We start from the raw sequence: 24965 nt of genomic DNA, 5'->3' as shown, positions 1-24965 counted from the left end.
AAGATGAAAAAGATATTATGTATAGCAATAATTGCCCTGGTGGCCAGTTCTTGTAAGAAGTTTGCAGATGCTCCCGAACTGAAATTTGATGTAACCCTGCCCAAAACAACGTATAAGGTTGGCGAAAAGTTGGATTTTCAGTTTACTGGAGGCGATGCCTTTCAGATTTCCTTTTACTCGGGGAAAGTAGGAAACGCTTATGATTTTAGAGAGACCAAGCGTGTTGATGCCTTGAAGGAGTTGTATTTTTCTTTTGAAACCCATAATGCGCCAACTGCTAATGCGGCCATTCCGAAGGTGCTCATCTCTACCGATTTCAATGGAGTTTATGATTATGAAAACCTATCAAAAGCCACTTGGAAAGACATGACAAGTAAATTCGTTTTTGGGGCTCCAGCGGTGTTTGATACCGGTTGGACCAATTCAACTACCCAAGAGATTTTTTCGCTTACAGAAAAAGGAAAGCCCTTTTATATCGCTTATCAGTACATTGCCCCGGCAGTATCAACTGGCACGGTGCCAAGCGCCAATTGGCGAACACGCGCACATGTATTGAGAGGCGTTACTACTTATGGCACAAGCATGTCGCTGGCAAACTATACCACTATGGCTTGGAAACAGGTTAAAAAGAACCCTTTGGCCACAACTGGCAGTGTAGTGTCTTCATCCATCATGCTCTTTGGTGCGCCAACATCAGCTTCGCCTTATTTTAGGCAAGAATATGAAGAATGGGGTATCTCTAAAAAATTTCAGGTAGATGATATTAACTTAGGCGTAGATTACGGTACGGCAATTAAACAATATGTTGATTTGCCACTGTCAAGCTATTCGTTTACTTACGATGCCCCGGGCACTTATAAGGTAACTTTTGTGGCCTCTAATACCACGGCCAAAAGCGAGCGCAAAGTGGTGAAGGAACTAGTAGTTACGGTAACTCCATAGTTTTTGAGGATATGATAACGAATCAAAAAATAAGAAAGCATTTCAAAAGAGCTATTGCCCTTGTTCTTTTTCTAATCCCGATTGTGGCAAATGCACAGTTTAAGGTGGTGGGTTACCTGAGGTCGAAATCTAATATGGTGAGCGATCTTAAAATGATCGATTTGAAAAAGCTTACCCATCTGAATATCGCTTTTATCAATCCAGATACGGCTGGCAATTTCAAAGAAATGCCCGAATTGGATAGCGTGGTTTTGTTGGCACATCGCGCAAATGTAAAAGTATTAATGTCATGCGGTGGCGGAAGCAGGCAAGCTTATTATGCCAAGTTACTTACAGATGAAAGAAGAGACCGGGTGGTGAAAAATTTTATCGCCCTTGTTAAAAAATACAAGCTAGATGGCATTGATGTAGACCTAGAGGGCGATGACATTGATGAGAACTATGAAAAATTTATCGTAGCGCTTAAACAGCCTTTAGTAGAACGTAAAAAATTGCTCACAGCGGCATTGGCTTATTACACCAGGAAAAAAATCACAGATGTGGCTTTGTCGCAGTTTGATTTTATCAACGTCATGGCCTATGATAAAACAGGGCCTTGGCGACCAAAAGACCCGGGACAGCATTCGCCGCTTTCTTATGCAACCGATCATTTGAATTATTGGACCAAAGAACGCCTAAATGCCAACGTACCAAAGGATAAATTGGTTATTGGACTGCCGTTTTACGGTTATGGCTTTGGTATTGTTCCAGATGCCGATCGCAAGTACAGGGAAATGTCGTGGAAAAGCATTGTGCAGCAATTTCCCGAATCAAAAGATACCGATGAAATTGTATTGCCCAATAGCGGAGGCACTGTTTACTACAACGGAAAAGCAACCATCAAGGCAAAAACAGAATTGGCTTTGAAAGAAGCCGGTGGCGTAATGATTTGGCAGCTGATGCACGATAGTTTTGATGACAATTCATTACTGAAACTCATTGATGATACCATAAAAGGAACAAAATAGCATGATGAAAAAGAAATTATATCTGGTACTGGCTTTTTTTCTGGGCCTTTGTTTAAGTGTAAATGCACAGTTTAAGGTGGTCGTTTACCTCACCAACAATGTTTCCCTAGAACAGCACGTCAACGCTTTCGATTTTACAAAGGTTACGCACATCAATATCGCTTTTTTTAACCCCGATACCTTGGGTAATTTTCCACTGTCAAAAGGCAAAGGCTTGGACCAGATTGTAAAGAAAGCACATCAAAACAAGGTAAAGGTATTGCTTTCCTTGGCCGGAGGTTCAGATCAGGCACAATACCATAAATTGCTAAAACCTGAAAACATCAAGGGCTTTATCGATAAGGTAGTTGCGCTGGTAGACCAATATCAGGTTGATGGCATTGATGTGGATTTGGAAGGAAAAAACATTGATGAAAATTACGAGCCTTTTGTATTGGGTTTGGCAGCTAAATTAAAACCAAAGGGTAAGTTGCTCACGGGCGCTGTGGGTTGGTGGACCAGAGGCAAAATATCTGATGCCAGTTTAAAAGCCTACGATTTTGTAAACATTATGGCCTATGGAGCTTCGGCAAAGCTTCATGCCTCTTTCGAATACGCCAAAGGACGCCTCAATTACTGGAAAGTAGATAGGGGGCTGCCTAAAGAGAAATTGGTTTTGGGTACCGCATTTTATGCCCGATACGATACCGCCAAAACCTTTGTAACCATCAAATACAAAGATTTATTGGTAAAATACCCGGGTGCAGAGCTAAAAGATTCGATAATACGGAGCGAGGATGGTTTAGTGATCAGCTATAATGGTATCAGAAAAACCAGGGAAAGAACTGCCTATGCACTTGAGGAAGCAGGAGGGATCATGGTTTGGCAAATCTTACAGGATACAACCGATCCAGCCTCTTTATTAAAAGCCATTGACGACGAAATCAAGGCAACCAAACCCAAAAAGAACAAGAAACCTTAAGCCTGAAACATGAGGATAGATAAATTTAAAAAGACAAGAATGGATTGGACTGCTGCTATGAGCTTGATACTGCTACTTGCTTTAGGTGGCGTCAAGGCCAAGGCCCAATCTGCTGCTGATTCTTTTAAAATCAAAGGATTTCATTTGGATCTCCGGATCCAGGTGATGAAAATGCCTGAACTCAAAAACTTTGCCCTCAAACTGAGTAAAAACGGCATCAATACCCTCATTATGGAATGGGAAGCTACCTATCCCTATGAAAAGCATCGGACAATTTCGAACAGGTACGCCTATACCCGCGATGAAGTGAAGTCTTTTGTGGCCTACTGTAATTCGTTAAATATTGATGTCATTCCTTTGCAGCAGAGCTTTGGCCATGTGGAGTACATCCTTAAAAACTATCGCTATAAAAACCTGCGCGAGGATGCCAAAGAACATTCTCAGGTAAACCCCTTAATGGAGGATTCCTGCAAAGCACTTTTTCGAGATCTATATAAAGACATGATCTCTACCCATACATCGCAGTATATCCACATTGGAGGCGATGAAACTTATCTTTTGGGCAGTTCAGAAGCCTCCAAGAAAAAAGTCGCACTGGTGGGCAAAGGCAAGCTTTACGGCGATTATGTAAAGATGCTCTGCGAACTGGTGATCAGTTTGGGGAAACGACCGATTGTTTGGGCAGATATTGCACTGAAATATCCAGATGCGCTGAAAGAGCTTCCCAAAGAAACCATTTTCATAGATTGGAATTATGGCTGGGACCTAAATAGGTTTGGCGACCATAAAAAACTGATGGAAACCGGATTTGAAATCTGGGGTGCACCGGCCCTAAGAAGCTCGCCCGATAACTATAACTTAACCCTATGGAATAAGCATTTTGAGAACATTAAAACCTTTATTCCACAGGCAAGGGCATTGGGCTATAAAGGCATCGTGATGACGTCTTGGTCAACCTCAGGGATTTATTCGCCAGTGTATGAATCCTCAACTGATATCGTTGATTTGCCTCCAATAAGAAGGGTATATCCCTTAACGGGTTTTAACATGTTGGTTGATGCTTTTTTTCAGGGAATTAAAACCAAAGAGCCTTTAGCGATTGAGGCATTCGTGAAAGACTATAGCCAAAAAACCTATGGATTTAATGATCAACAAGCCGGTTTGTTTTGGCAGGCCTTGAAAATAGCTCCATATGAGGTAAGCCAGGGGCTGGTTAAAAAGCCAGGCCTTTCTGTTAAGCAATTGCTGGACAGCGCAGTTATGGCATCGAAGATTTTGCAGGAGCTGAAGCCTAAAACAAACAGTGCTGAGTTTGCACACTATGTTTTAATGGCCAATATCAGGGATTTTTACCTCACCTGTATGTGGGTTGAAGGCGAAGTCAATAGCGAAAACTACAATGAAGCCAGTGCCAATGAGCTTTTACGGGTATTAAAGCAACTTAAGCCTGCAGACCTCGACAAAAGGTTTATCGATTTAAATAAACATGCCTTTTACCTGTCTGAATTGCAGGAAGAAAACAATCTCCGAAATGCTAGGCTCAAAACCCTGTTAGCTAAACTAGAAAATAAGCACTGACCTAATGAAAACGAATACACCTGTGGAAGTTGGCGCGATCAGCAAATCGGATGCAAGAAAATCAATTGTCATCATTGCCGTGCTGTTCTTTGTTTTTGGTTTTGTAACCTGGATCAATGCCATCCTCATTCCGTACTTTAAATTTGCCTGCGAGCTCAATAATTTTGAGTCGTACCTGGTTGCCTTTGCCTTTTACATTTCTTACCTGGTGATGTCGCTCCCCGCATCGTATCTGTTAAAAAGGGGCGGATTTAAAAAGGGCATGATGATCGGTTTCTTCATTATGGCAGTAGGGGCATTTGTATTTGTACCCGCTGCATATTTCAGGTCGTACACTGCCTTTTTATTGGGTCTGTTTACCCTCGGAACCGGTCTGGCCATTTTGCAAACTGCCGCAAATCCTTACGTAACCATATTGGGGCCTAAAGAATTGGCCGCCAAGCGCTTCAGTATTATGGGGATCTGCAACAAACTGGCAGGGATTATAGCCCCAACCTTGTTGGCTGCGGTTATTTTAAAGAAAACAGATAAGGCGCTCTTTACACAGATCATGGCGATGGATGTTGTTAGTAAGGAACGGGCTTTGGATCAATTGATTTTGAGGGTAGTAGAGCCTTATATTGTAGTGGGCATCGTATTGGTACTGCTCGGATTTTTGGTCAAGCTTTCTCCATTGCCCGAAATCGATACCGATACCGAACCTGAAGAGGTGGCACTTTCTAACGCTGGCAAGAACCACATTTTGCACTTTCCGCATTTGATATTGGGTGCTTTTGCCATATTTTTTCATGTCGGTTCGCAGGTGATTGCCGTAGATACGATCATCAATTATGCAAGTTCGATGAACATTGCCATGGTAGATGCCAAATTATTTCCTTCGTACACCTTAACGGCAACCATCGTTGGCTATTTATTGGGTATTTCTTTAATTCCCAAATACATCAGTCAGCTTAAGGCATTGAGGATCTGTACCTTTTTGGGAGTTGTTTTAACCTTTTTAATTGTGTATAGCGATGCTCAGGTTAGCTTTTTTGGCCATCAGGCCAATTTAAGCATTTGGTTTGTAGTGTTGCTTGGTTTTGCCAATTCAATGATTTGGGCAGGGATTTGGCCACTGGCACTCGATGGCTTGGGCAGGTTTATCAAAGTTGGTGCTTCCTTGCTCATCATGGGTTTATGCGGCAATGCCATCCTGCCTCTTTTTTATGGTCATTTTGCCGATTTGTACAGCATGCGAACGGCTTATTGGGTATTGTTGCCTTGTTATGTGTACCTCTCGTTTTATGCTTGGTATGGTTTTAAAATGAAGAAGTGGTTTGTTAAGAAATAGGTTTGGTTATGAATATTAACAATAGAATAAAAATTTTTAATGGTACGGCTATCAAACCAAATGCTTTGCTAAAAAATGCCAGCATACTGATAGAGGATGGAAAAATCGTTGAAGTAACCGATAAAAATATCGAGTTTGAAGGTGCCGAACTGATCGATGCCAAGAATAACTACATTGCTCCAGGTTTTATAGATATCCATGTTCATGGCGGTGGTGGCCACGATTTTATGGACAATACGCTAACCGCTTTTTTAGAAATTGCAAATACCCATGCCAAATTTGGAACCACTGCCTTGATGCCCACCACGCTCAGCTGTGAAAAAGACGACCTGTTAAAAACACTGGACTTGTACGCCTTGGCGAAAAAGGAAAATTCTTCGGGCGCCAGTTTTGTTGGCTTACATATCGAAGGTCCTTATTTTTCGATGGAGCAACGTGGTGCCCAAGATCCTCGATATATCCGAAACCCGATAGTAGCCGAATACCAAGAAGTATTGGCCTACTCGAAAGACATTAAGAGATGGAGCGCGGCGCCAGAATTAGAAGGAGCCTTGGCTTTTGGCAAATACATGCAACAAAACGGGGTGATGCCCGCAATTGCGCATACCAATGCGATTTATGAAGATGTGCTAAAGGCATTAGATTGTGGCTTTACGCATGCTACGCATTTTTATTCGTGTATGACTGGGGTTACCCGCAGAAATGCTTTCCGCTATGCTGGCGTAGTGGAGGCCGCTTATTTGATTGATCAAATGACTGTCGAAATTATTGCAGACGGTGTGCATTTGCCGGCCCCCTTGCTGCAACTTGTCTATAAAATTAAAGGTCCCGAAAAAACAGCCTTGATTACCGATGCGATGCGGGCTGCAGGTATGCCTCCTGGAGAAAGCATTTTAGGGAGCCTGAGCGACGGGATCAGGGTGATTGTGGAAGACAATGTAGCCAAATTGCCCGATCGCAGCTCATTTGCCGGGAGTGTGGCCACGGCCGATCTGTTGGTCAAGAATATGATCGAACTGGCCAATGTGCCACTTGTAGAAGCCATTAGGATGGCCTCTTTAACACCCGCAGAAATTATCGGGATCGATCAGTCTAAAGGATCTATTGCGGTTGGGAAAGATGCAGACATCCTCATTTTTGATCAGCAAATAAAAATCAGTTCAACCTTTGTAAATGGCAAGCTTGTTTATTCAAATAGGCCTTAGCTCTTATATTTTAATCATTAATCTACCATTATTTCATATGTCAACAAAACTGAATACACCTGTTCCCGAAACAAAAATATTTGAAACACGAGCGCTAATGGGAGCGCAGGCTGCGGCAGCAGTTGCAAACCAAATCCTTTTGCTGTTAGCCAATAAGGCAGAAATTAACATGGTTTTTGCCGCTGCGCCTTCGCAAAACGAATTTTTAAAGGCCTTGAACCAATACGATTTGCCATGGGAAAGAATCAATGCTTTTCACATGGACGAATATGTGGGATTGGATGCCAACGCCCCGCAAACTTTTGGAAATTTTTTAAAGGATAGGATTTTTGGCCTGCATCAATTTAAATCCGTCAATTACCTCAGTGGAAATGAAGTCAACCCTTCGATAGCTACCGAGAGCTACGCCAAACTGCTTAAAAAGCACCCTATTGATATCGTTTGCCTGGGCATTGGAGAAAATGGGCACTTGGCATTTAATGATCCGCCAGTTGCCGATTTTGAAGATCCGGAATTGGTTAAATTGGTTGAATTAGACGAGGCCTGCAGGATGCAACAGGTGAATGATGGGTGTTTTGACCAGATCGATCAGGTACCCACACATGCCTTAACGTTAACCATTCCGGCATTGTTAAGCGCTCCTTATCTTTTTTGCATCGTACCAGGCCAGCGAAAGGCAAATGCAGTTTACGATACCTTAAATCAACCAATCAGCCACGCTTATCCATCAACGGCCTTGAGAACCCATGCTGGAACTGTTATTTTTTTAGATCGCGAAAGTAGCAGTCTGCTGTAAAAGGGGAGAAGGATATGTTTTTGCCATCAGTTGCGCAACAAATTGCGAAGGTTAAGTATTTGCAGGTAGAAAATCAAAAAGAGCATACAGCTTTTGCCGAATTGGACAGGCTGCCACGTTATGAAATTTCCAATAAACCTTGGCCACAATTTGATACGGCCTGTTCTGCCAGCTTTGCTATCGCACATACGGGCTCATCCATCTTGTTGAAATATTTCATTAAAGATGATTTTTTTATATCGAAGGAGCGCGCCATTAATTCAGCTGTTAATAAAGACAATTGTGTAGAATTTTTCATCGGTTTTACCCCTGAAGCGTATTACAATATCGAATTTAATTGTTTAGGCGTAGGCAAAATAGGCTATGGCCGATCGAGATCCGACAGAAAATTACTGCCTGTAAAAGTGGTTAAGGAAGTTTTGGTCAATAAAAAATTAACTCCTAAAGCGCATGGTTTCGATTGGGAAATTGAGTTGACCATTCCAAAGCAGGTTTTTTTATACCATCAGCTCAATTCTTTTTCGAAATTGAAAGGCAGGGCAAACTTTTATAAATGTGGCGACAATTTACCAGAAAAAGACTTTCTGGTCTGGAACCCCATTGTAAGTGATAAGCCTGATTTTCATCAGCCGGAATTTTTTGGTGAGATTATATTTGAATAAACAAGGTTTGTTTTCATCTCCATCATCCAGTATCAACTTAAAGAATTAATTAAAATTTAGCCCTCGTAATTTGGGTCAAATTCTACAATCCATTCAATGCCATATTTATCTCTGAACATGCCGGCGTAAGTACCCCATGGGCTGTCGCCGATAGGTCCTTCCACTTCACCACCTGCTGATAGACCATTGAATATGCTATCGGCTTCTTCACGACTTTCCGCACTGATTGATATTTTAGACCTGTTTTCATTTTCGTTTACGCGCCCCATAAATTCGGGAACGTCATTGGCAATTAACACGTTATGCTTACCAATTGGCAAGGCAATGTGCATGATTTTGTTCGCCTCACTGGCTGCTATCGGTAATTCTTCGCTCGCGATGTCGCTGAAACGAACAATTTTTGTAAACTCGCCACCAAAAACCGATTTGTAAAAAGTAAATGCTTCCTCAGCGTTGCCGTTAAAGTTGATCCATGGGTTAATTGTTCTCATGATGTTTAGGGTTAAATGTGCTAGTCATTTTCTTTATAATCTTCGCGATAATTGCTCAACAGCTCTTCCATGTTTTAATTCATGCTAAAGCCGATCCTGAAGCCCTCCAATTTATCCATTCGCTCAAACGACTCATTAAAAATGATGACTTTAAGTTCCGTAAATATATTTGCATTTTTTTTGTCGAGGCATAATAATAGGAAATTTCATGGCATTCGTTACAATACTAACCAAACCCTGTCTTATGTAAGAATAAGGAGATCGAAAGATTGACAGCGAAATTCATTGTCAGGACGTATAGATTAGCATGGACTTTAGACAGCGTTAAAACGGACTTGATTCGGGCTTGTGACAAATAAAACCGAATAAACCCCCTTTTAAGCCCGTGTTAAATTTGATAAAATGATAAATTTATTATCTTCCTTTCTTATCTTAGGGTTGATCATCCCATAATCTTGAAAATTATGGCAACGTTTAAACAAGGAATCAATGGTGGTTTCACAGGGAAAGTAGGTGGGGTAATTGGCTATCAGCTCAACGGACAATGGGTAATGAGAAGCTTACCCAAACCCAGTTTAAAAAACAAAAAAGGAACGGCCCAACAAAAGGCTTGCAGGTCTGGTTTTACCAAGATGCAGCATTTTCTTAAACCCCTAATTCCCTTCATCAGAGTAGGGTACAACCTCGAATCTAAACTGCGGCTGATGACTGCACACAATGCAGCCAAATCATACAACATGCTTAATGCATTGGATGCCAATGGCGATATCGATTGCGCTAAGGTTTGCCTAACATTTGGAAGCTTGATGGGTGCAGAAAATGCAAGTGTGGCTAAAGATGATGTGGGCCTTCATTTCAGTTGGGTTAACCATCCTGGCAACAGCTGGGTTAGGGAAACAGATCAGGTAATGGTGATCGCTTACAACGTAAAAGCACAGCAGACTTATTTTAAATTGAGTGGCGCAAGGAGAAGCGAGGGCATGGAGACGATTGAAATACCAGCAGCTGAAAAGGGCAATGAACTGCATACCTGGATTTCATTTATTTCAGATGACAGGCAACATATTGCAATGAGTACCTATACAGGAACTGTTGTGATTTAGCGCATAAAAATTGACCAAAACTTCAGACGCCGATACGATGGAAGATAGCGCGTCATTTTGCAGCGGAATAGTAGTTCATCCTTTTGCGGAATCGGTGAACATTTCTCCCGAGGTATCCAATGCAGACCTAAAAACTATTCACCTTTAATGAAAAGAGTTTAGGTATTAAAAAAAGTACATAAATATGAAAACGTATCGTTTGCCTCAAGCAAATGCATTGAACATTCTTCTTACGTGCTGATTACTAGCTGTTAAGCAAACGAAAGTAATTTTTTTAAAGCGTATCATTTGTTGTGTAACTTGTTAATAATCAGTTTTTTGTGATTGTTAAAATTTGTTTTTATGCTTCTGGCCGCAATATATTTGGAGATTATAAACCAAATGTAAACTGCATGAAAAAATGTATTGCCTTCTTTTTGCTGACCGTATTTTCTATCCCCACCGTTTTTTGCCAGCAAAAGGTAGTTCGCCCAAACGTGATCATTATCTATTTTGATGACATGGGTTATGGAGACATCGAGCCTTATGGAATGACGGGAATTCCGACACCGAACTTTAACAAACTTGCTAAAGAAAGCACCAGGTTTACGCACTTTAATGCCGGACAGCCGATATGTACGGCTTCGCGTGCCGCATTGCTAACCGGGTGCTACCCTAACAGGATAGGCATATCGGGAGCTATTTTGCCTGGATCGGATATGGCGCTTAATCCTAACGAAGAAACCATTGCTTCCCTGTTAAAGAAAGTTGGTTATAAAACAGCCATGTTCGGCAAATGGCACTTGGGCAACCAGGCTCCTTTTTTTCCGATACACTATGGCTTCGACAGCTTTTTGGGTTTGCCTTATTCGCATGATATCTGGCCTAGAGACCATGATGGCAAAAAGGTTACCAATCCTAAAGACACCCGATTTACGTGGCCGGAACTTGTTTTGTTAAAAGGCGATGTGGCTGTAGATACGATAAAGACGCATGAGCAACAGACTAAATTTACCGAACTTTTTACCAGCAATGCGATATCTTTCATCAAGCAGAACAAAAACAATCCATTTTTTCTCTATCTGGCGCAGCCTATGCCACATGTGCCACTGGCGCCGTCGGCAAGGTTTAAAGGCAAGAGCGAAATGGGACCGTTCGGCGATGTCATCATGGAAATCGACTGGTCTGTAGGCGAAATCATGAAAGCATTGTCTGATTTGAAGCTTGATAAAAATACCTTGCTGATCGTGGCGAGCGATAACGGACCGTGGCTCAATTTTGGCGACCATGCCGGTTCTGCGGCCGGTTTCAAAGAAGGCAAATCGACTACAGGCGAAGGTGGTACCCGCGTGCCACTGTTTATGAGGTGGCCTGGGAAGATCGAAGCCGGAGGTATTTATAGCCAGCTAATGGTGAATATGGACCTTTTGCCCACTATTGCGGCTGCTACGGGAGCTCCTTTGCCAAAAAACAGAATAGATGGCCTTAACTTCCTTCCTTCGCTTACCTCGCCAACTACGTTAAAGGGACCAAGAGACGTTTTTTACTACTATTTTGGCAAGAATAACCTGGAGGGTGTCAGGTACAAAAACTGGAAACTGGTATTGCCGCACCAAGGCGGAACCTATACCGCTTTGCACGGAAAGAACGGCAATGGCGGAAAAATTCCAAGGGCAGAGGTACCTTTGGGCTTGTACGACCTTGCACATGATCCGGGAGAACGCTATGACGTACAGACGCTTTATCCGGAGATCATGCAAAAAATAATGGGAATTGCGGAAGAGGCGCGCAAAGATCTTGGCGACGACCTTACCGGACGTACCGGAGAAAATAGGCGCAAGGCTGCAGTTGTTCCAAAAAAATGAAGTTAGGGCTAAACATATCAAAAACAGGTTGTTTCATACCAGCTATCAGCTTGGTATTGATGCTTGCGCTATGCCTCGGTTCTCTTGGTGCCTGGGCGCAAAAGGCCATCAAAATTACCGATACTGCCAAGGAGCACCTGTTTATCAATGATGAGATCTATTATTTGAAAGATCCCTCGGGCAAACTGGGCATTGGCGATATGAAAAAGCCTGAAACAGCAGATAGGTTTGTTCCCGGCAAGATTTTTCCACTCAAGTACCGCGACCTTAACCAGCCCGTATGGTACAGGATACGAATTTCCCCGAACGAAAACATCAACAGCAACTGGGTCATCGAATTTTATGACCAGACCATCGACGAGCTGTCAGTCTACAGTCCATTGCCATCTGGTAAATATGCCGAATATCGCATGGGTGATAAAATTGCTTTTGGCAAACGCAACTATAGCCATAAAAATTTTAGCATAGACATTAATCATGAATTAACAACGCCTCAATATTATTACCTCAAGGTAAAATCATCCCAGCCTGCCAATGTATTGGTCATCCTCAAATCGGTACATTGGTATATGGCTTATGCCTTAGACGAATATCTTGTTTTTGGAATTTTCTATGGGATGATCATTTTCTTTAGCATGTACAACCTGCTGATGTTCGCTTCGCTGAGGCAGATGCGCTATATCTATTATGTGGTTTTCAATTGCAGCATCGGCCTGTACGAAATGTGTACAGACGGCATCGCTTTCCAGTATTTTTGGCAAAACTATCCTGACTGGAACCAATATGCCTATGGGGTGTTCCTGTTCTTTGCCAGTGCGTTTTCCATGTATTTTGCCAAAAGCTTTCTGCAGCTGCGTAAAGAAGCACCAAAGCTCGACAGGCTGTTTAACGTTGTTATCGGTTTGCGCGCCTTGTTTTTTCTGTGTTGCCTGATGATTGACAAAAGCTGGTTTATCTACAAATTCATAGAAATTGTGCCGTTGCTGCTCATTTTGGGAACCGGCATCTATCGTTTGTACAGTGGTTACAAGCCTGCCCGTTTCTTTGTAATTGGCTATGGTTTTTTGATGTTGGGCTATTTGGTTAAGGCCAGTATTGCCATGAATATTTCCATTATCCCATTGGGCTGGGCTACCCACTACAGCTTGGGTTTTTGTTTCATTATGGAAATGCTTTTTGTTTCCTTTTCAATCAGCGATAACGTGAGGATCATGAAAAGGGAGCGCGACGAGGCGCAAAACAAGCTGATCGAACAGCTGAGGTACGACGAGAAACTGAAGGACGAACTGAACCAGGAGCTCGAGGTACAGGTTAAGAACCGTACCCGCGAACTGATGGACCGATCGGCAACCATTGTAGAACAGATGGGGCAGCTCACCGAAGCCAACGAAATGCTCAAGCAACAAGCCGAAGAAATATCGCGGATGAATACCTTGCTGGAAAAAGACAAACAGGAACTGGAAACCAATATCAAAGCGGTGACCAAGGCGCATGCGCTTGATGAAGAAGTGGGCTATGAAGAATTTAGCAAGCTTTATCCAGATGACGAAAGCTGTTACCAATACCTGGGCAACCTGAAATGGGGCGGCGGCTTTACCTGTATCAAATGCGGAAGCGATGCCTACCTAAACGGCAATGCGCCCTACAGCCGCCGGTGCCAACGTTGCAATTACCAGGAATCGCTCACGGTAAACACCATTTTTCATAAATCGCATGTGCCCATTCACAAGGCTTTTTACCTGCTGTTTCTGATCTATGCCAGCAAAGGGAAAATTTCGTCGCACAAGCTTGCGCGCCTGCTCGAAATTAGGCAGAGCACCTGCTGGTCGTACAGCAACAGGATCAGAAAGATTATGGAAGAACGCAAAAAAGAATTCCGTTTTTCTGGCGAGCATGGCTGGAACAAGCTCATCCTAGGCAAATACACCAAAACTGAGCGTGGCAAGGCAATGGCCGTAACAGACGAAGACTAACAGCAAAACAAATAAATTAACCAACCAAACGTAATATGAACAAAAATTTACCCAACATCCAAACGTGAGCCATCGGCCACAATGCCACGGCAAGTCTTTGCAGGTGGTCTTAAAATAAACAGGCAATTGAGCTGATCACCTTTTTAGGTGTTGCCGAACTGCGGTTTTAACCGTGGTATAGACTTTCTATTGCCTTTTTGAACCAATTTTTTAACAATGAAAAAATGAGAAGAAGATTAATTTACAGCTGTTGCCTTGTTGCCTTTCTGCTTGGCGGTTCGCTCATGGCAAGGGCAGCGAATGCATTGCTTTTTCAGGTGCAGCAGCAGGAAAACATCAAAATTACCGGCACGGTGAAAGACGAAACCGGCGAAACGATGGTCAGTGCTTCGGTAAGGGAAAAAGGAACAGCCAATGTGGTGCTTACCGATATCAAGGGGCAGTTTAGCTTATCGGTAAAAAAGGGAGCAGTATTGGTATTTAGCACCGTTGGCTATACCGCGCAGGAAATTACCGTTACAGAAGCCCGTAACCTAACGGTAAGCCTCAAGCCCGAATCAAAGGGGTTAACCGAAGTGGTGATTGTAGGATACGGCGTACAGAAAAAAGAAAGCGTGGTGGGCGCCATCAGTATGGTGAACGGAAGTGACTTGTTGAAAGCAGGAGGCGTTAACTCGATCTCCGAGTCGCTGCAAGGCGTTATGCCAGGCATAACGGCCATCAATTCTAACGGCAAGCCGGGTTCTGATGCGGCAGATATTTTTATCCGGGGCAGGTCGTCATGGAACGGTTCTGCGCCACTGACTCTGGTAGACGGGGTAGAACGCGATATCAATCAGGTAGACCCCAACGAGGTTGAAAATGTTTCGATCTTGAAAGATGCATCGGCAACTGCGGTATACGGTGTGAGGGGTGCCAATGGGGTTATCCTCATTACCACCAAAAGGGGCAAGATTGGAAAGCCAGTCTTCAACTTCACCAGCAATTTTGGCATGAAAACACCTACGGCTAAACCGGAGTTTGCAGATTATGCCACTGCCCAGCAAATGTACAACGAGGCGGCCGTTAACAGCTTACTTTGGGATAACGTTATTCCGCAGTCTGTAATTTCGGCCTGGCAGAAGAACATGGGCAATGCGGGTCCCTACAACCAATACTTTCCAGATGTAAACTGGTGGGATGAGCTGGTGGGAACGGGCATACAAAAAGAGTACAACATCAACGCCAGCGGGGGCATCAATGCCATGAAATATTTCGTGTCTTTGGGGTATCTGGATGATGGCGATATCTATAAAACGAAAGAAAATGCACAGTTCGACCCCGAATTCAGATTCCAGCGCTACAACTGGCGATCGAATTTTGACTTCAACATCACCAAATCAACTGTTTTTACCGTTAATTTTTCGGGCAATTTCCGTTACCGGAACCAGCCTGGTTATCGGATAGACGGCGCTGGCGAAAGTGGCTTTGGACAAGACGAATTTTTTAACCGGATTTTTCAGGCTCCTCGAAATGTTTTTCCGATCAGGTATCCCGATGGCACTTATGGCGATTCGGCCTCTGGCGAGCACAACATGCTGATGAACCTGAACGAAGGCGGGCAACGGATCTATAAATACTATCAGGGATTTTATGATGCCATCCTCGACCAAAAGCTCGATTTCATTACCCAGGGACTGGCTTTCAAGGGCAGGGTTTCTTATACTTCGTACTCCAATTACCAATCGTCTATTCTGCGCTCGGGTATTGGCGGCGGTTTTTCCGGTATCAACGTACTCCGGTATTACAGAGCCTATGATTTGTCAAATCCGACCCAAAATGGAGATGGAAGCATCAGCTATCCGGTAACTTTCGAAAAACGCTTTCCCAGCGACGATGCGCAGTTTGGGCCGGTGCAGGCTTCTTACGATAATATTTATGGTTATGGCCGTAGGCTATACTACGAATTTTCGGGCAGGTACCAGCGGAAATTCGGCAACCACGACGTGAGCGGCCTGGTATTGTTGAACCGCCAGATAGAAGTCAATGCCGATGCAGGTTCGATTATTCCCTATGACTTCCGCAGGCAGGATCTGGTGGGTCGCGCTACTTATTCGTACGCAGGCAGGTACCTTGCCGAATTTAATGCCGCCTACAGTGGAACCGAAAAATTCGCTCCCGGAAAACGCTATGGCATTTTTCCATCCTATTCGTTGGGATGGGTTATTTCGGAAGAGCCTTACCTAAAAAAACTCTTGGGCAACAGCAAATGGCTTAACCTGTTAAAAGTAAGGTATTCGAGAGGTGAGGTGGGTAGCGATGCCTCTGCAGCCCGTTTCAATTACGTGGCACTTTATGGCTCGGGCGGCAACATTAACCTGGGTACTACAAGCACTACTTCTTATGGCCCGCTTTACCAGGAAGGCGCCATTGCCAATCCCGAAGCGACTTGGGAAACCAGTATCAAGCAAAACCTTGGATTTGATTTCAGCATGTTTTCGTCGAGGCTAAAAGGAAATGTCGACCTTTTTAAGGAAGACCGTTCTGGCATTTTGATGCAATTGGTAACTCCGGTAGTATGGCTGGGCAATGGGGTCTATCCAACCAATATAGGCCGTACCAAAAACCATGGTTTGGAAGCGGAGCTGGCTTACGATGGCAAGATTGGTAGTACGACCAAATACTTTATCAAAGCAGGTTTTTCTACCTCAGAAAACAGGGTGGTTTTTAGAGACGATCCTAGCGGAAGGGCCGAATACCAGCGCGAAGCAGGCAAGCCCATCGGCTGGCAGGCAAGGCTGGTTGACAATGGCTACTACGGTTCTTTGGATGATATCTATAACTACGCAGGCGCTAATTTGGGTGTGCCGCAAGGTCAGCTTATTCCAGGAGATTTGATGTTTGCAGATTTCAATGCCGATGGCAGGGTAGACGGACAGGACGTGGTAGCCATGGAAAATACCACCATCCCTATGAAGACTTATAGCCTGTCGCTTGGGTTGACGTTAAAAAACTGGAGCTTCAATGCACTGATTTATGGGGCAACCGACGTCAGCCGTGAAATGCCTTCGTTGTTGCTTTGGGATTTTACCAATGGTTTTGTGAATGCACAACAGGATGTAAGCGGCCGTTGGACACCAGAGACTGCCTCCACGGCTACCAAGCCGGCTTTAAAGCTATTGGGTACGGCGCACAGCAATTCGCAAAGCACCTATACCTATGTAAATGCGGCTTATGTACGCTTAAAAAGTGCAGAAGTAGCTTATCGCTTCAATCCAGATTTTACCAAACGCTTTGGTATCAACAGCCTTCAGGTTTATGCAAACGGAAACAACTTGTTAACGTTTACCAACCTCGACAAAAGGATAGACCCTGAGTCGGCAGGCACCAACGTATACCCAATTGTGAGAAGATATAACCTTGGATGCAGGGTTTCATTTTAATGGATGTGTTATGAAAAAAATAACTTTACTGATGATCATTGTACTTTTTGGAGCAAGCAGCTGCAAAAAGTTCCTGGATAAATCTCCAGATATTGGCTTGGACGAAAACGATGTTTTTACCAATTACCAGGCTACAAGGGGCTATTTAGACAATTGCTACAGGGCTTTGTTGGATATTCACGATTGGCAGTCGCAAGGCTATCAGCGTTCCAACCCCAATGCCATGTCTGACGAGGCTGGTACCTTGTTTACCAACAACTTTACCATTTACCTCAATACCGGCGATTGGCTCAACAAGCCTACTATGGGCGAAATTGGCTGGGCAGGAGGGCCCGGGGGCAACGGTGGCGTGAATACGCCCGTTATACAAAACGCCTTCTATTGCCTGCGTATCGCGAACATGATTCTTCAAAAAGCACCGAATGTACCCGGAATTACTGAAGCCCAAAAGAACGAGCTGCTTGGACAGGCCTATTTTTTCAGGGCATGGTATTATTTTCAGATCATTATTCGCTGGGGCGGCATGCCTATCTTCGATAGGGTGTACGATCCAAACGATAACCTGGATTTTCCTAGGCTCACCTACCACGAATCGTCAAAGTGGCTGATTACGGATCTCAACAAGGCGATTGGTCTCCTGCCGGATAAATGGCAGGATGCCGAGCGTGGCCGCGCGACCAAAATGGCGGCCATGGCGCTCAAATCGATGGCACAATTGTATGATGCCAGCCCATTGATGCAGAATGATCTGAGTTCTATCCAAAAGAAAGACTACGGTATTGAGAGCTGCAAATTGGCAGCCGAGTATGCCAACGACGTCATCAAATATGCCAATGCAGGCACGGGTGGAACCACTTTCCGTTTGTTGGGCACCAGCGAGTACAAGAACATTTTCTACCATGAAAACTATGCCAGCGACGAGGAGCTTTGGTACAGGATGGATGCCGGAACCAGAGACCAGTACAGGAGCCTGCGGGTATGTTACATCCCTCAACACTTTTCTGTAGGTACCGGGGAAGATGCGGCCAGTTTTACCGCACCTACCCAAAACCTGGTAGACATGTTTGAGGTGATCAAAGACGGCAATGCCTATCCCATTAGCGATCCGCGCTCTGGCTACGATGCCCAGAAGCCTTTTGTTAACCGCGACCCGCGGCTTTACAACGACGTTATCATTCCTGGAGAGCCTTGGGGCGTAGACGGGAGCAACAAACAGCTGTACATGGAAATGTATGTTGGTGGCCGGGATTTCGGATTGACGCAAAGCAGTAACTATACCCGCAATCGTATGGCTACCGGCTATGTATGTAAAAAGTTTATCTGGCCGGAAGCCAACGGTTTTACCAGCCAATGGACCAAGTATAAGGTCAATAGCACTTTTATCCGCCTGGCGCAGGTATACCTTGACTATGCCGAGGCAATGAACGAAGCCTATGGTCCAAATGCCGATCCTTCGGGCTACGGAATGACAGCCGCTCAGGCCATCAATGTGATTAGGAACAGGGCTGGCATGCCAAACGTGCTTGTGGATTTTACTTTAGACAAAACTGTTTTCAGGGAGCGGATAAGAAACGAACGGGCGGTAGAACTCATGTTCGAAAACCAGCGCTGGCACGACCTGCGCCGATGGATGATTGCAGAAGACGTTTTCAAGCTTCCGATCAGGGGCATCAGGGCCACGCCGCCGGCAAACCATGCCAGTGTAGCCAACAAGAGCACGCTTGCCTTCAGCTATCAACAGGTTAACCTTACCACAGAGCAGAGGGGCTTCGGCTTGCGCAATTATTGGTATCCAGTAGCCTTGAACCACGTACAGAGCTTGTACAATTTTAAACAGAATCCGGGATGGTAAATGGTCAAACTTTTAAAGAACTGATAATGAAAAAATATAACTATGTATGGCTGTTGGCCGGACTTTCCTGTTTGCCGTTTTATGGTGTCTATGCTCAGGAGCCAATCACACTGAAAAAGCCAGATACCATAGCCAAAAACGATGTACTGGTTTTACCGATGGGCCTAACCGTTACGCAAAGGGCAGCGGTAGGGGCGATCAGCAAAATATCAGGCAGGGAACTGGAAAGCTATCCAGACCTTTCCTTTTCCAATACGCTGCAGGGCCGATTGATGGGCCTTACGGTTAGGCAGACCTCCAACGGCCTGGGCAATAACGATGCCTCGCTTTATGTAAGAGGGCTGGCCCGCGGCAGTGCAGATAATCCGCTGGTAGTAGTTGACGGGATTGAAAGAAACCTCGATTTTTTAAATGCGGAGGAAATAGAAAGTGTAGAGGTGCTGAAAGACGCGAGTTCAAAGATCTTGTATGGTCCAAGGGCGGCCAATGGCATTATCCTCATCACCACCAAAAGGGGCAAGCCTAATTCTCGCTTGCTGAACGTAAGTACAAGCTACGGCGTAAGCATGACCCAGCGCATGCCCACTTATTTAAACAGCTACGATTATGCTACGCTTTACAATGAAGCAAGGCAGAACGATGGCTTGCCGGCTTTTTATTCGGCCAAAGACCTGAACGGTTATCGCAACAGCAGCGGCGCAAATGATCAGCGTTACCCCAATGTCGATTTTAACGAGACCTTTTTAAACAATGCGGCGCCTTTTCGTAAGGCGAACATCGAATATGCCGGAGGTGGCGATGGCAGCAGGTATGCTTTTATGTTAGGTTACACTGGTGCCGACGGTTTCGAGAAAGTGGGCAAGACACCTTCGCAGGATCGGATCAATTTGCGTGGCAACCTCGATTTCAACGTAAGCGAAAGCCTTAAGGCCTTTATTGATGCCAGTGCCATCGTAGAAACCAGGAATTGGAGCAAACTGGGGCAGAGCAATGTTTTTTCGGCGCTGAGCACGCACAGGCCAAACGAATATCCCCTGCTCATTACCGATCCGACGCTACAAGGCATAGGCAACGTGTTGGGCCAATCGTATGTTCCGGCAATGGGCGGCAGCCTGCTCCATCCGAACAATCTTTACGGAGACCTGGTTTATGGCGGCTATAGCAAGCACAACTATTTTTACGGACAGACGAATTTCGGCCTGGACTGGAGCTTGGATAAATTGGTTAAGGGCCTTTCGCTTAAATCGGTCTTTACCTTCGACAATTACCAGTTCTTTCAATCGGGCAAAAGCGAAACGCCGAGAACCTATGCGCGCATTTATACCCCAGACCTTTCGGGTGGCGAAAGCGTAAGCTATATGCTGGTGCAGCGCCAGGTAGTACAATCGACCTTAACGGGAGAGGAAACCAGACAGGGAGAGAGCATCGTCAGAAATACAGGCTGGATCACCAACCTGAACTACGACACCCAATTTGGAAAGAGTGAATTTGCGGCCAATCTTTCTTACTTCTACTACAAAAACGAAGACAGGTCGAGTACGCAGGATATCGAAAATTCGAATACCGTGTTGCGCCTTAACTACAACTTCGGCAAAAAGATCTATGCCGAAGGAAGCATGGCCTTAATGGGAACCAACAAATTTGCCAAAGGCAACCGATTTGGCCTTTTTCCTGCCATTGGTGCTTCGTGGATCTTAAGCGAAGAGCACTTTTTGAAGAACAGCAAGACGATCAATTTTCTGAAGCTGAAATCGAGCTTCGGCATTTTGGGCTACGACCGCGCAACAGATTTTTACCTCTTCCAAAACCGTTGGTACGACAATGGAAGTGCAGGTTTCGGACAGCCAAATGCAGTAAGCAATGTATTGCGTACCACGCTCGATATTTTGGGCAACAAAGACCTGGGCTGGGAAAAATCAAGAGAACTTAACATTGGCCTGGAAGCAATAGCTTTCGCCAATAAGGTAGAGGCCGAATTCAATTATTTCAACACCTATCGTTACGATATGATCATTAGTCCGGATAACCTTTACTCTTCTTTTACCGCAGGTTTGTATCCCCGTTTAAATTTGGGCGAAACCAGCAATAGCGGTGTAGAAGGAGGCGTGAAATGGCATACCAGATTGGGCCAGGTAAAAACAGACCTCGGATTTAATTTTGTGTACGCCAAAAACAAGGTAGTGGTAACCAACGAAATCAAGTATCCAGACCACAACCTGAGTATCACCGGCCAGTCATCCGACTCGATGTTCGGCTTGGTCTCAAACGGATTATTTACCAGTCCGGCTGCCGTAGCAAGCGCTCCGGCCCAATATTTTGGCCCTTATGGCCAAGGCGATTTGGCCTACAGCGACATCAATGGCGATGGTATTGTTGATGGAAGGGATGTAATGCCTATCGGGAACAGCTATCCGCGGGTTACCTTGGGTATCGATTTTAACTTCAGCTACAAAGGTTTTGGCCTGTACTTGTTGGGCACCTCCGAATTGGGCGTTAATGCCATGGCCAACAGCAGCTACTATCGCAACAACGGCGAAGGAAAATATTCTGTAGTGGCGCTAGACCGCTATCATCCGATCAACAACCCAAGTGGCACCTATCCAAAGCTCAGCACTACTGCGGATGTGAACAATACGCAAGGCTCTACGTTTTGGCTCAAAAACACCGATTTCCTGCGCCTTAAAAATGTAGAACTGAGCTATGCGGCTTCGGCGTCGACCAATTGGCTTAAGGGCTACAGGTTCTTTTTGAGGGGTACCAACCTCTTGGTGCTTTCATCGGTAAAAGCGCTCGATCCTGAGGTGCTGACGGCAGGTGTAACCAATTATCCAATCTACAGGACCGTAACATTGGGTGTTTCGGCCAAGTTCTAACCTAAACGATGATAAAGATGAAGAACAAACTTATCAAATATACCTTGTTGCTTTCGATGACGGCAACATTGGGTTGCGAGAAGGCACTCGATCCCAAAATAGACAATACCTACGGCGACGAATATACCTGGACTTTGCCAGATAAGGCCCAAGGAGTGCTGATGAATGCCTACGCCAATATTCCGAATACCTTTTTGAGTTATGGTGGAAGCAATTTTTTGGATGTAGCCACAGACAATGCCGTAACCAACGATTATCCTTCGGCCATGTACGCCTTGGGTGGTGGCGCTTTGAGCCCACAAAACAATCCGGTAGGCAACTGGACAACTGCTTACAACCAGTTTAGAAATATCCACCTCTTTTTGGAAAACGGCCTCACCGACAAAGTAAAATACAGCCTGACCAGTGCTGCGACAGACCTGGCCATCAAAAACCGGCTAAAAGGCGAGGCCCTTTACCTGCGGGCCTGGTGGGGTTTTCAGCTGCTGCAACAGTATGGAGGCAAAACGGCAACCGGCGAAGCGCTTGGCTATCCGATTACTTTAAAGACGGTAACAGATGGGGCCAATTTAGACATCAAAAGAAACAGTTACGAGGAATGCGTGCTACAGATTTTGGCCGATTGCGACGCTGCGATTGCCTTGTTGCCACAGGTTTATACCGGCAATGATGCCATTGTAGGTGCACCAGGTGTAGGCAGGGCCGATAAACAAGTGGCCATGGCGCTTAAATCAAGGGTGAGCTTGTATGCAGCCAGTCCGGCTTATCAGCCAGATCATATCGTAAAGCTAAACGGTATGGCCCAATTTAACGTGGTTGATGCAGGAGCGTATCTGGAAAAATGGAAACGGGCAGCAAGCATGGCACAGGCAGCTATAACCATGGTGGGCAACTTCAGCACCTTGACGCAAACCAACTTCACGGCGGCTACTACGCCTGCAGAATTTATCTGGCGCAAGTTTACCAACAGCAACCAAATGGAGCAGTTCAATTTCGTGCCCAGGTTTTATGGCATGGGCTTTACCGGGCCGTCGCAGAACCTGGTGGATGCCTTTCCGATGAAAAACGGTTATCCGATCAAGGATAGTCGGTCTACCTATAGTGCCTCTAACCCTTATGCCAACCGCGACCCCCGCTTAGACCTGAATGTTTATTACAACGGCGCGGCCTTTCAATCTTCGCAAATCGAGGTATTTACCGGAGGCATGGATTCGAGAGAAGCCTATCCACAGGCCTCTAGAACGGGTTATTACCTTAAGAAATGGCTGGCACCATCGGCAGGAACGCTGGAAAATCCGGTAAGTTCTTTTCACTACAATGTGTTGTTCAGAAAAACAGAACTGTTTTTGAACCTCGCCGAAGCTGCTAACGAGGCTTATGGACCAACGGCTATTGCGCCGGGTGCTAGTCTTTCGCCCGTACAAATTATGAAGAACATCAGAACAGCTGCGGGTTTAACGGCCGCTACTGCCAACGCCTATGTTGATGAGCAGGCCGCTTTGGGCAAGGATGCCTTTAGGGCGCTGATCCAAAACGAAAGACGCCTCGAATTGGCTTTTGAGAACCAGCGCTTTTTTGACATGAGAAGGTGCCTGTTGCCACTCAACGAAACCGTTACTGGCGTAGAAGTGCAAAAAAACGGAACCAACCAATATACCTATACCGTGGTTGATGTAGAAAAACGAAAGTTCGATGCCGTTAAATTCTACTACTTGCCGCTTCCATATAATGAAATAGTGAAGAGCCCTGGCATTAAACAAAACTTGGGTTGGTAATTAAAATAAACAGAACATTATGAAAGCAAAATATAATTATCTGATGATGCTCTTGTTGGGCAGCCTGTTGTTATCTTGCAAAAAGTACGACGACTATATCACAGACAACAGTTTTAGCGCGGTGTATTTCGCGTCGCAAAGACCCTTGAGAACCATTGTGGCCTATGATAACATGAGCTTTAAGATGGGGGTGGTGCTGGCTGGAAAAAGAGAAAACAAGGAACTGGAAACAGCTAATTTTGTGATAGATCCAAGCTTGCTCACTACGGTTGATGGCGCTGCTAACCTTAAGCTGTTGCCTGCTAATTATTATACATTAAGCAACAGCAACACCTTTGAAATCCCGGCGGGAAAGCTTCTGGGCGAAATTATCGTAACGTTGAATAAAGCGGCGTTTACCGCCGATCCACTGTCGCTTACCAATACCTATGCCATTCCGTTGCGCCTGACCAAAACCACGGCCGATTCGATTTTGAACGGCAAGATAGAAGGAGGTGTACAAACCGTAGCAGCCAAAAACTATACCATATTAGTGGTGAAATACATCAGCCCTTATCATGGCACCTATTACCATAAGGGGGTAGAAAATACCTTGGGCCCAGGAGGTGTAGTTACCGGCACAACAACCTATAGCATGGCCGATCTTTCTAAAAATGCTGTTTGGACCTTGGGTACTACGGCTTTAAATGCCGTAAAAACCAGCGGTATAGGCACCAAAATCAATGCAGGCCTGCAACTGACCGTAGCGCCAGACAACAGCGTGGCCTTGTCGCCGTTAAATGGCATCACGCTTGGTGCATCGCAAGGCACATACAACCTTGCAAAGCGTGAATTTTACCTGAAATACAACTATACGCAAGGCACGTCAAATTATGCCGTAACCGATACGCTGATTTTAAGGCAGGCGCCAGAGCTTGACCTGAGGTATGAAGAATGGTAGCTACATCCAGCCAGCAGATTGATGGTCTGCAGGTTCCGTTGCCGGCGTTTGCCGAGGTCCAATGTCTAAAGGATAATGAATTTTAGGCAATGGCAAAAGGGCGATATATTCATATCGCCCTTTCCATGACTACGGTTTTTTATGATATAGGAATTAAACCTGTACTGCGCACGTTTTATTTTTGCAGAGGCAATCTTCATCTCGCCGATGT

Annotated in this window: 17 protein-coding genes; 16 read left to right on the top strand and 1 reads right to left on the bottom strand. The window is 44.9% G+C overall.

Annotated features, from left to right (window positions below; genetic code table 11):
* Positions 1-3 precede the first annotated feature (3 nt).
* The 8 genes from AC570H_RS07970 to AC570H_RS07935 are packed head-to-tail and all read left to right on the top strand — an operon-like array spanning position 4 to position 8481.
* Positions 4-942 carry a DUF5017 domain-containing protein gene (locus AC570H_RS07970; RefSeq protein ID WP_497353475.1) on the top strand — a complete coding sequence of 313 codons (939 nt, stop codon included), beginning with the start codon at positions 4-6 and terminating at the stop codon, positions 940-942.
* 11 nt (positions 943-953) lie between these two features.
* The gene (locus AC570H_RS07965) at positions 954-1949 is read left to right on the top strand and encodes a glycosyl hydrolase family 18 protein (protein WP_497353473.1); all 996 of its coding nucleotides are present in this window, start codon (positions 954-956) and stop codon (positions 1947-1949) included.
* A 1-nt stretch (position 1950) separates the two neighbouring features.
* The gene (locus AC570H_RS07960; RefSeq protein ID WP_497353471.1) at positions 1951-2910 is read left to right on the top strand and encodes a glycosyl hydrolase family 18 protein; all 960 of its coding nucleotides are present in this window, start codon (positions 1951-1953) and stop codon (positions 2908-2910) included.
* 39 nt (positions 2911-2949) lie between these two features.
* Positions 2950-4488 carry a beta-N-acetylhexosaminidase gene (locus tag AC570H_RS07955; protein ID WP_497353469.1) on the top strand — a complete coding sequence of 513 codons (1539 nt, stop codon included), beginning with the start codon at positions 2950-2952 and terminating at the stop codon, positions 4486-4488.
* Positions 4489-4492: 4 nt separating this feature from the next.
* On the top strand, positions 4493-5818 hold the full coding sequence (locus AC570H_RS07950; protein ID WP_497353467.1) for a sugar MFS transporter: 1326 nt from the start codon (positions 4493-4495) through the stop codon (positions 5816-5818).
* An 8-nt stretch (positions 5819-5826) separates the two neighbouring features.
* Positions 5827-7023: an N-acetylglucosamine-6-phosphate deacetylase gene (gene nagA / locus AC570H_RS07945; protein ID WP_497353465.1), complete on the top strand. Its 1197-nt coding sequence runs from the start codon at positions 5827-5829 to the stop codon at positions 7021-7023.
* A 37-nt stretch (positions 7024-7060) separates the two neighbouring features.
* Positions 7061-7819, top strand: a complete 759-nt coding sequence (locus AC570H_RS07940) for a glucosamine-6-phosphate deaminase (RefSeq protein ID WP_497353463.1) — start codon at positions 7061-7063, stop codon at positions 7817-7819.
* 14 nt (positions 7820-7833) lie between these two features.
* Positions 7834-8481, top strand: coding sequence for a carbohydrate-binding family 9-like protein (locus AC570H_RS07935; protein WP_497353461.1), 648 nt, complete (start codon positions 7834-7836; stop codon positions 8479-8481).
* A 56-nt stretch (positions 8482-8537) separates the two neighbouring features.
* Here AC570H_RS07935 and AC570H_RS07930 read toward each other — a convergent pair whose 3' ends face one another.
* Positions 8538-8972, bottom strand: a complete 435-nt coding sequence (locus tag AC570H_RS07930; protein ID WP_497353459.1) for a VOC family protein — start codon at positions 8970-8972, stop codon at positions 8538-8540.
* 464 nt (positions 8973-9436) lie between these two features.
* On the opposite strand from AC570H_RS07930, the gene AC570H_RS07925 reads away from it, so the two are divergent.
* The 8 genes from AC570H_RS07925 to AC570H_RS07890 all read left to right on the top strand — a co-directional run bounded on the left by AC570H_RS07925 (position 9437) and on the right by AC570H_RS07890 (position 24754).
* Positions 9437-10075, top strand: coding sequence for a DUF6266 family protein (locus AC570H_RS07925; protein ID WP_497353457.1), 639 nt, complete (start codon positions 9437-9439; stop codon positions 10073-10075).
* 392 nt (positions 10076-10467) lie between these two features.
* Positions 10468-11919 carry a sulfatase family protein gene (locus tag AC570H_RS07920; RefSeq protein WP_497353455.1) on the top strand — a complete coding sequence of 484 codons (1452 nt, stop codon included), beginning with the start codon at positions 10468-10470 and terminating at the stop codon, positions 11917-11919.
* Positions 11916-13892: a 7TM diverse intracellular signaling domain-containing protein gene (locus AC570H_RS07915; protein ID WP_497353453.1), complete on the top strand. Its 1977-nt coding sequence runs from the start codon at positions 11916-11918 to the stop codon at positions 13890-13892. The genes AC570H_RS07920 and AC570H_RS07915 overlap by 4 nt, the downstream gene beginning before the upstream one ends.
* Before the next feature lie 224 nt (positions 13893-14116).
* The gene (locus tag AC570H_RS07910) at positions 14117-17314 is read left to right on the top strand and encodes a SusC/RagA family TonB-linked outer membrane protein (RefSeq protein WP_497353451.1); all 3198 of its coding nucleotides are present in this window, start codon (positions 14117-14119) and stop codon (positions 17312-17314) included.
* 10 nt (positions 17315-17324) lie between these two features.
* Complete coding sequence (locus AC570H_RS07905; RefSeq protein ID WP_497353449.1) at positions 17325-19166, top strand: RagB/SusD family nutrient uptake outer membrane protein; 1842 nt, start codon at positions 17325-17327, stop codon at positions 19164-19166.
* Between the two features lie 26 nt (positions 19167-19192).
* A complete protein-coding gene (locus tag AC570H_RS07900; RefSeq protein ID WP_497353447.1) occupies positions 19193-22039 on the top strand; it encodes a SusC/RagA family TonB-linked outer membrane protein in 2847 nt (948 codons plus the stop codon).
* Positions 22040-22056: 17 nt separating this feature from the next.
* A complete protein-coding gene (locus AC570H_RS07895; protein WP_497353445.1) occupies positions 22057-23814 on the top strand; it encodes a RagB/SusD family nutrient uptake outer membrane protein in 1758 nt (585 codons plus the stop codon).
* Between the two features lie 19 nt (positions 23815-23833).
* Positions 23834-24754, top strand: a complete 921-nt coding sequence (locus tag AC570H_RS07890; RefSeq protein WP_497353443.1) for a BT_3987 domain-containing protein — start codon at positions 23834-23836, stop codon at positions 24752-24754.
* The last annotated feature ends 211 nt before the right edge of the window (positions 24755-24965 follow it).

This window comes from Pedobacter sp. B4419, assembly GCF_059693725.1.
Note: the sequence above shows the minus strand (reverse complement) of the source record. Positions and strands in the feature narration are given on the sequence as shown.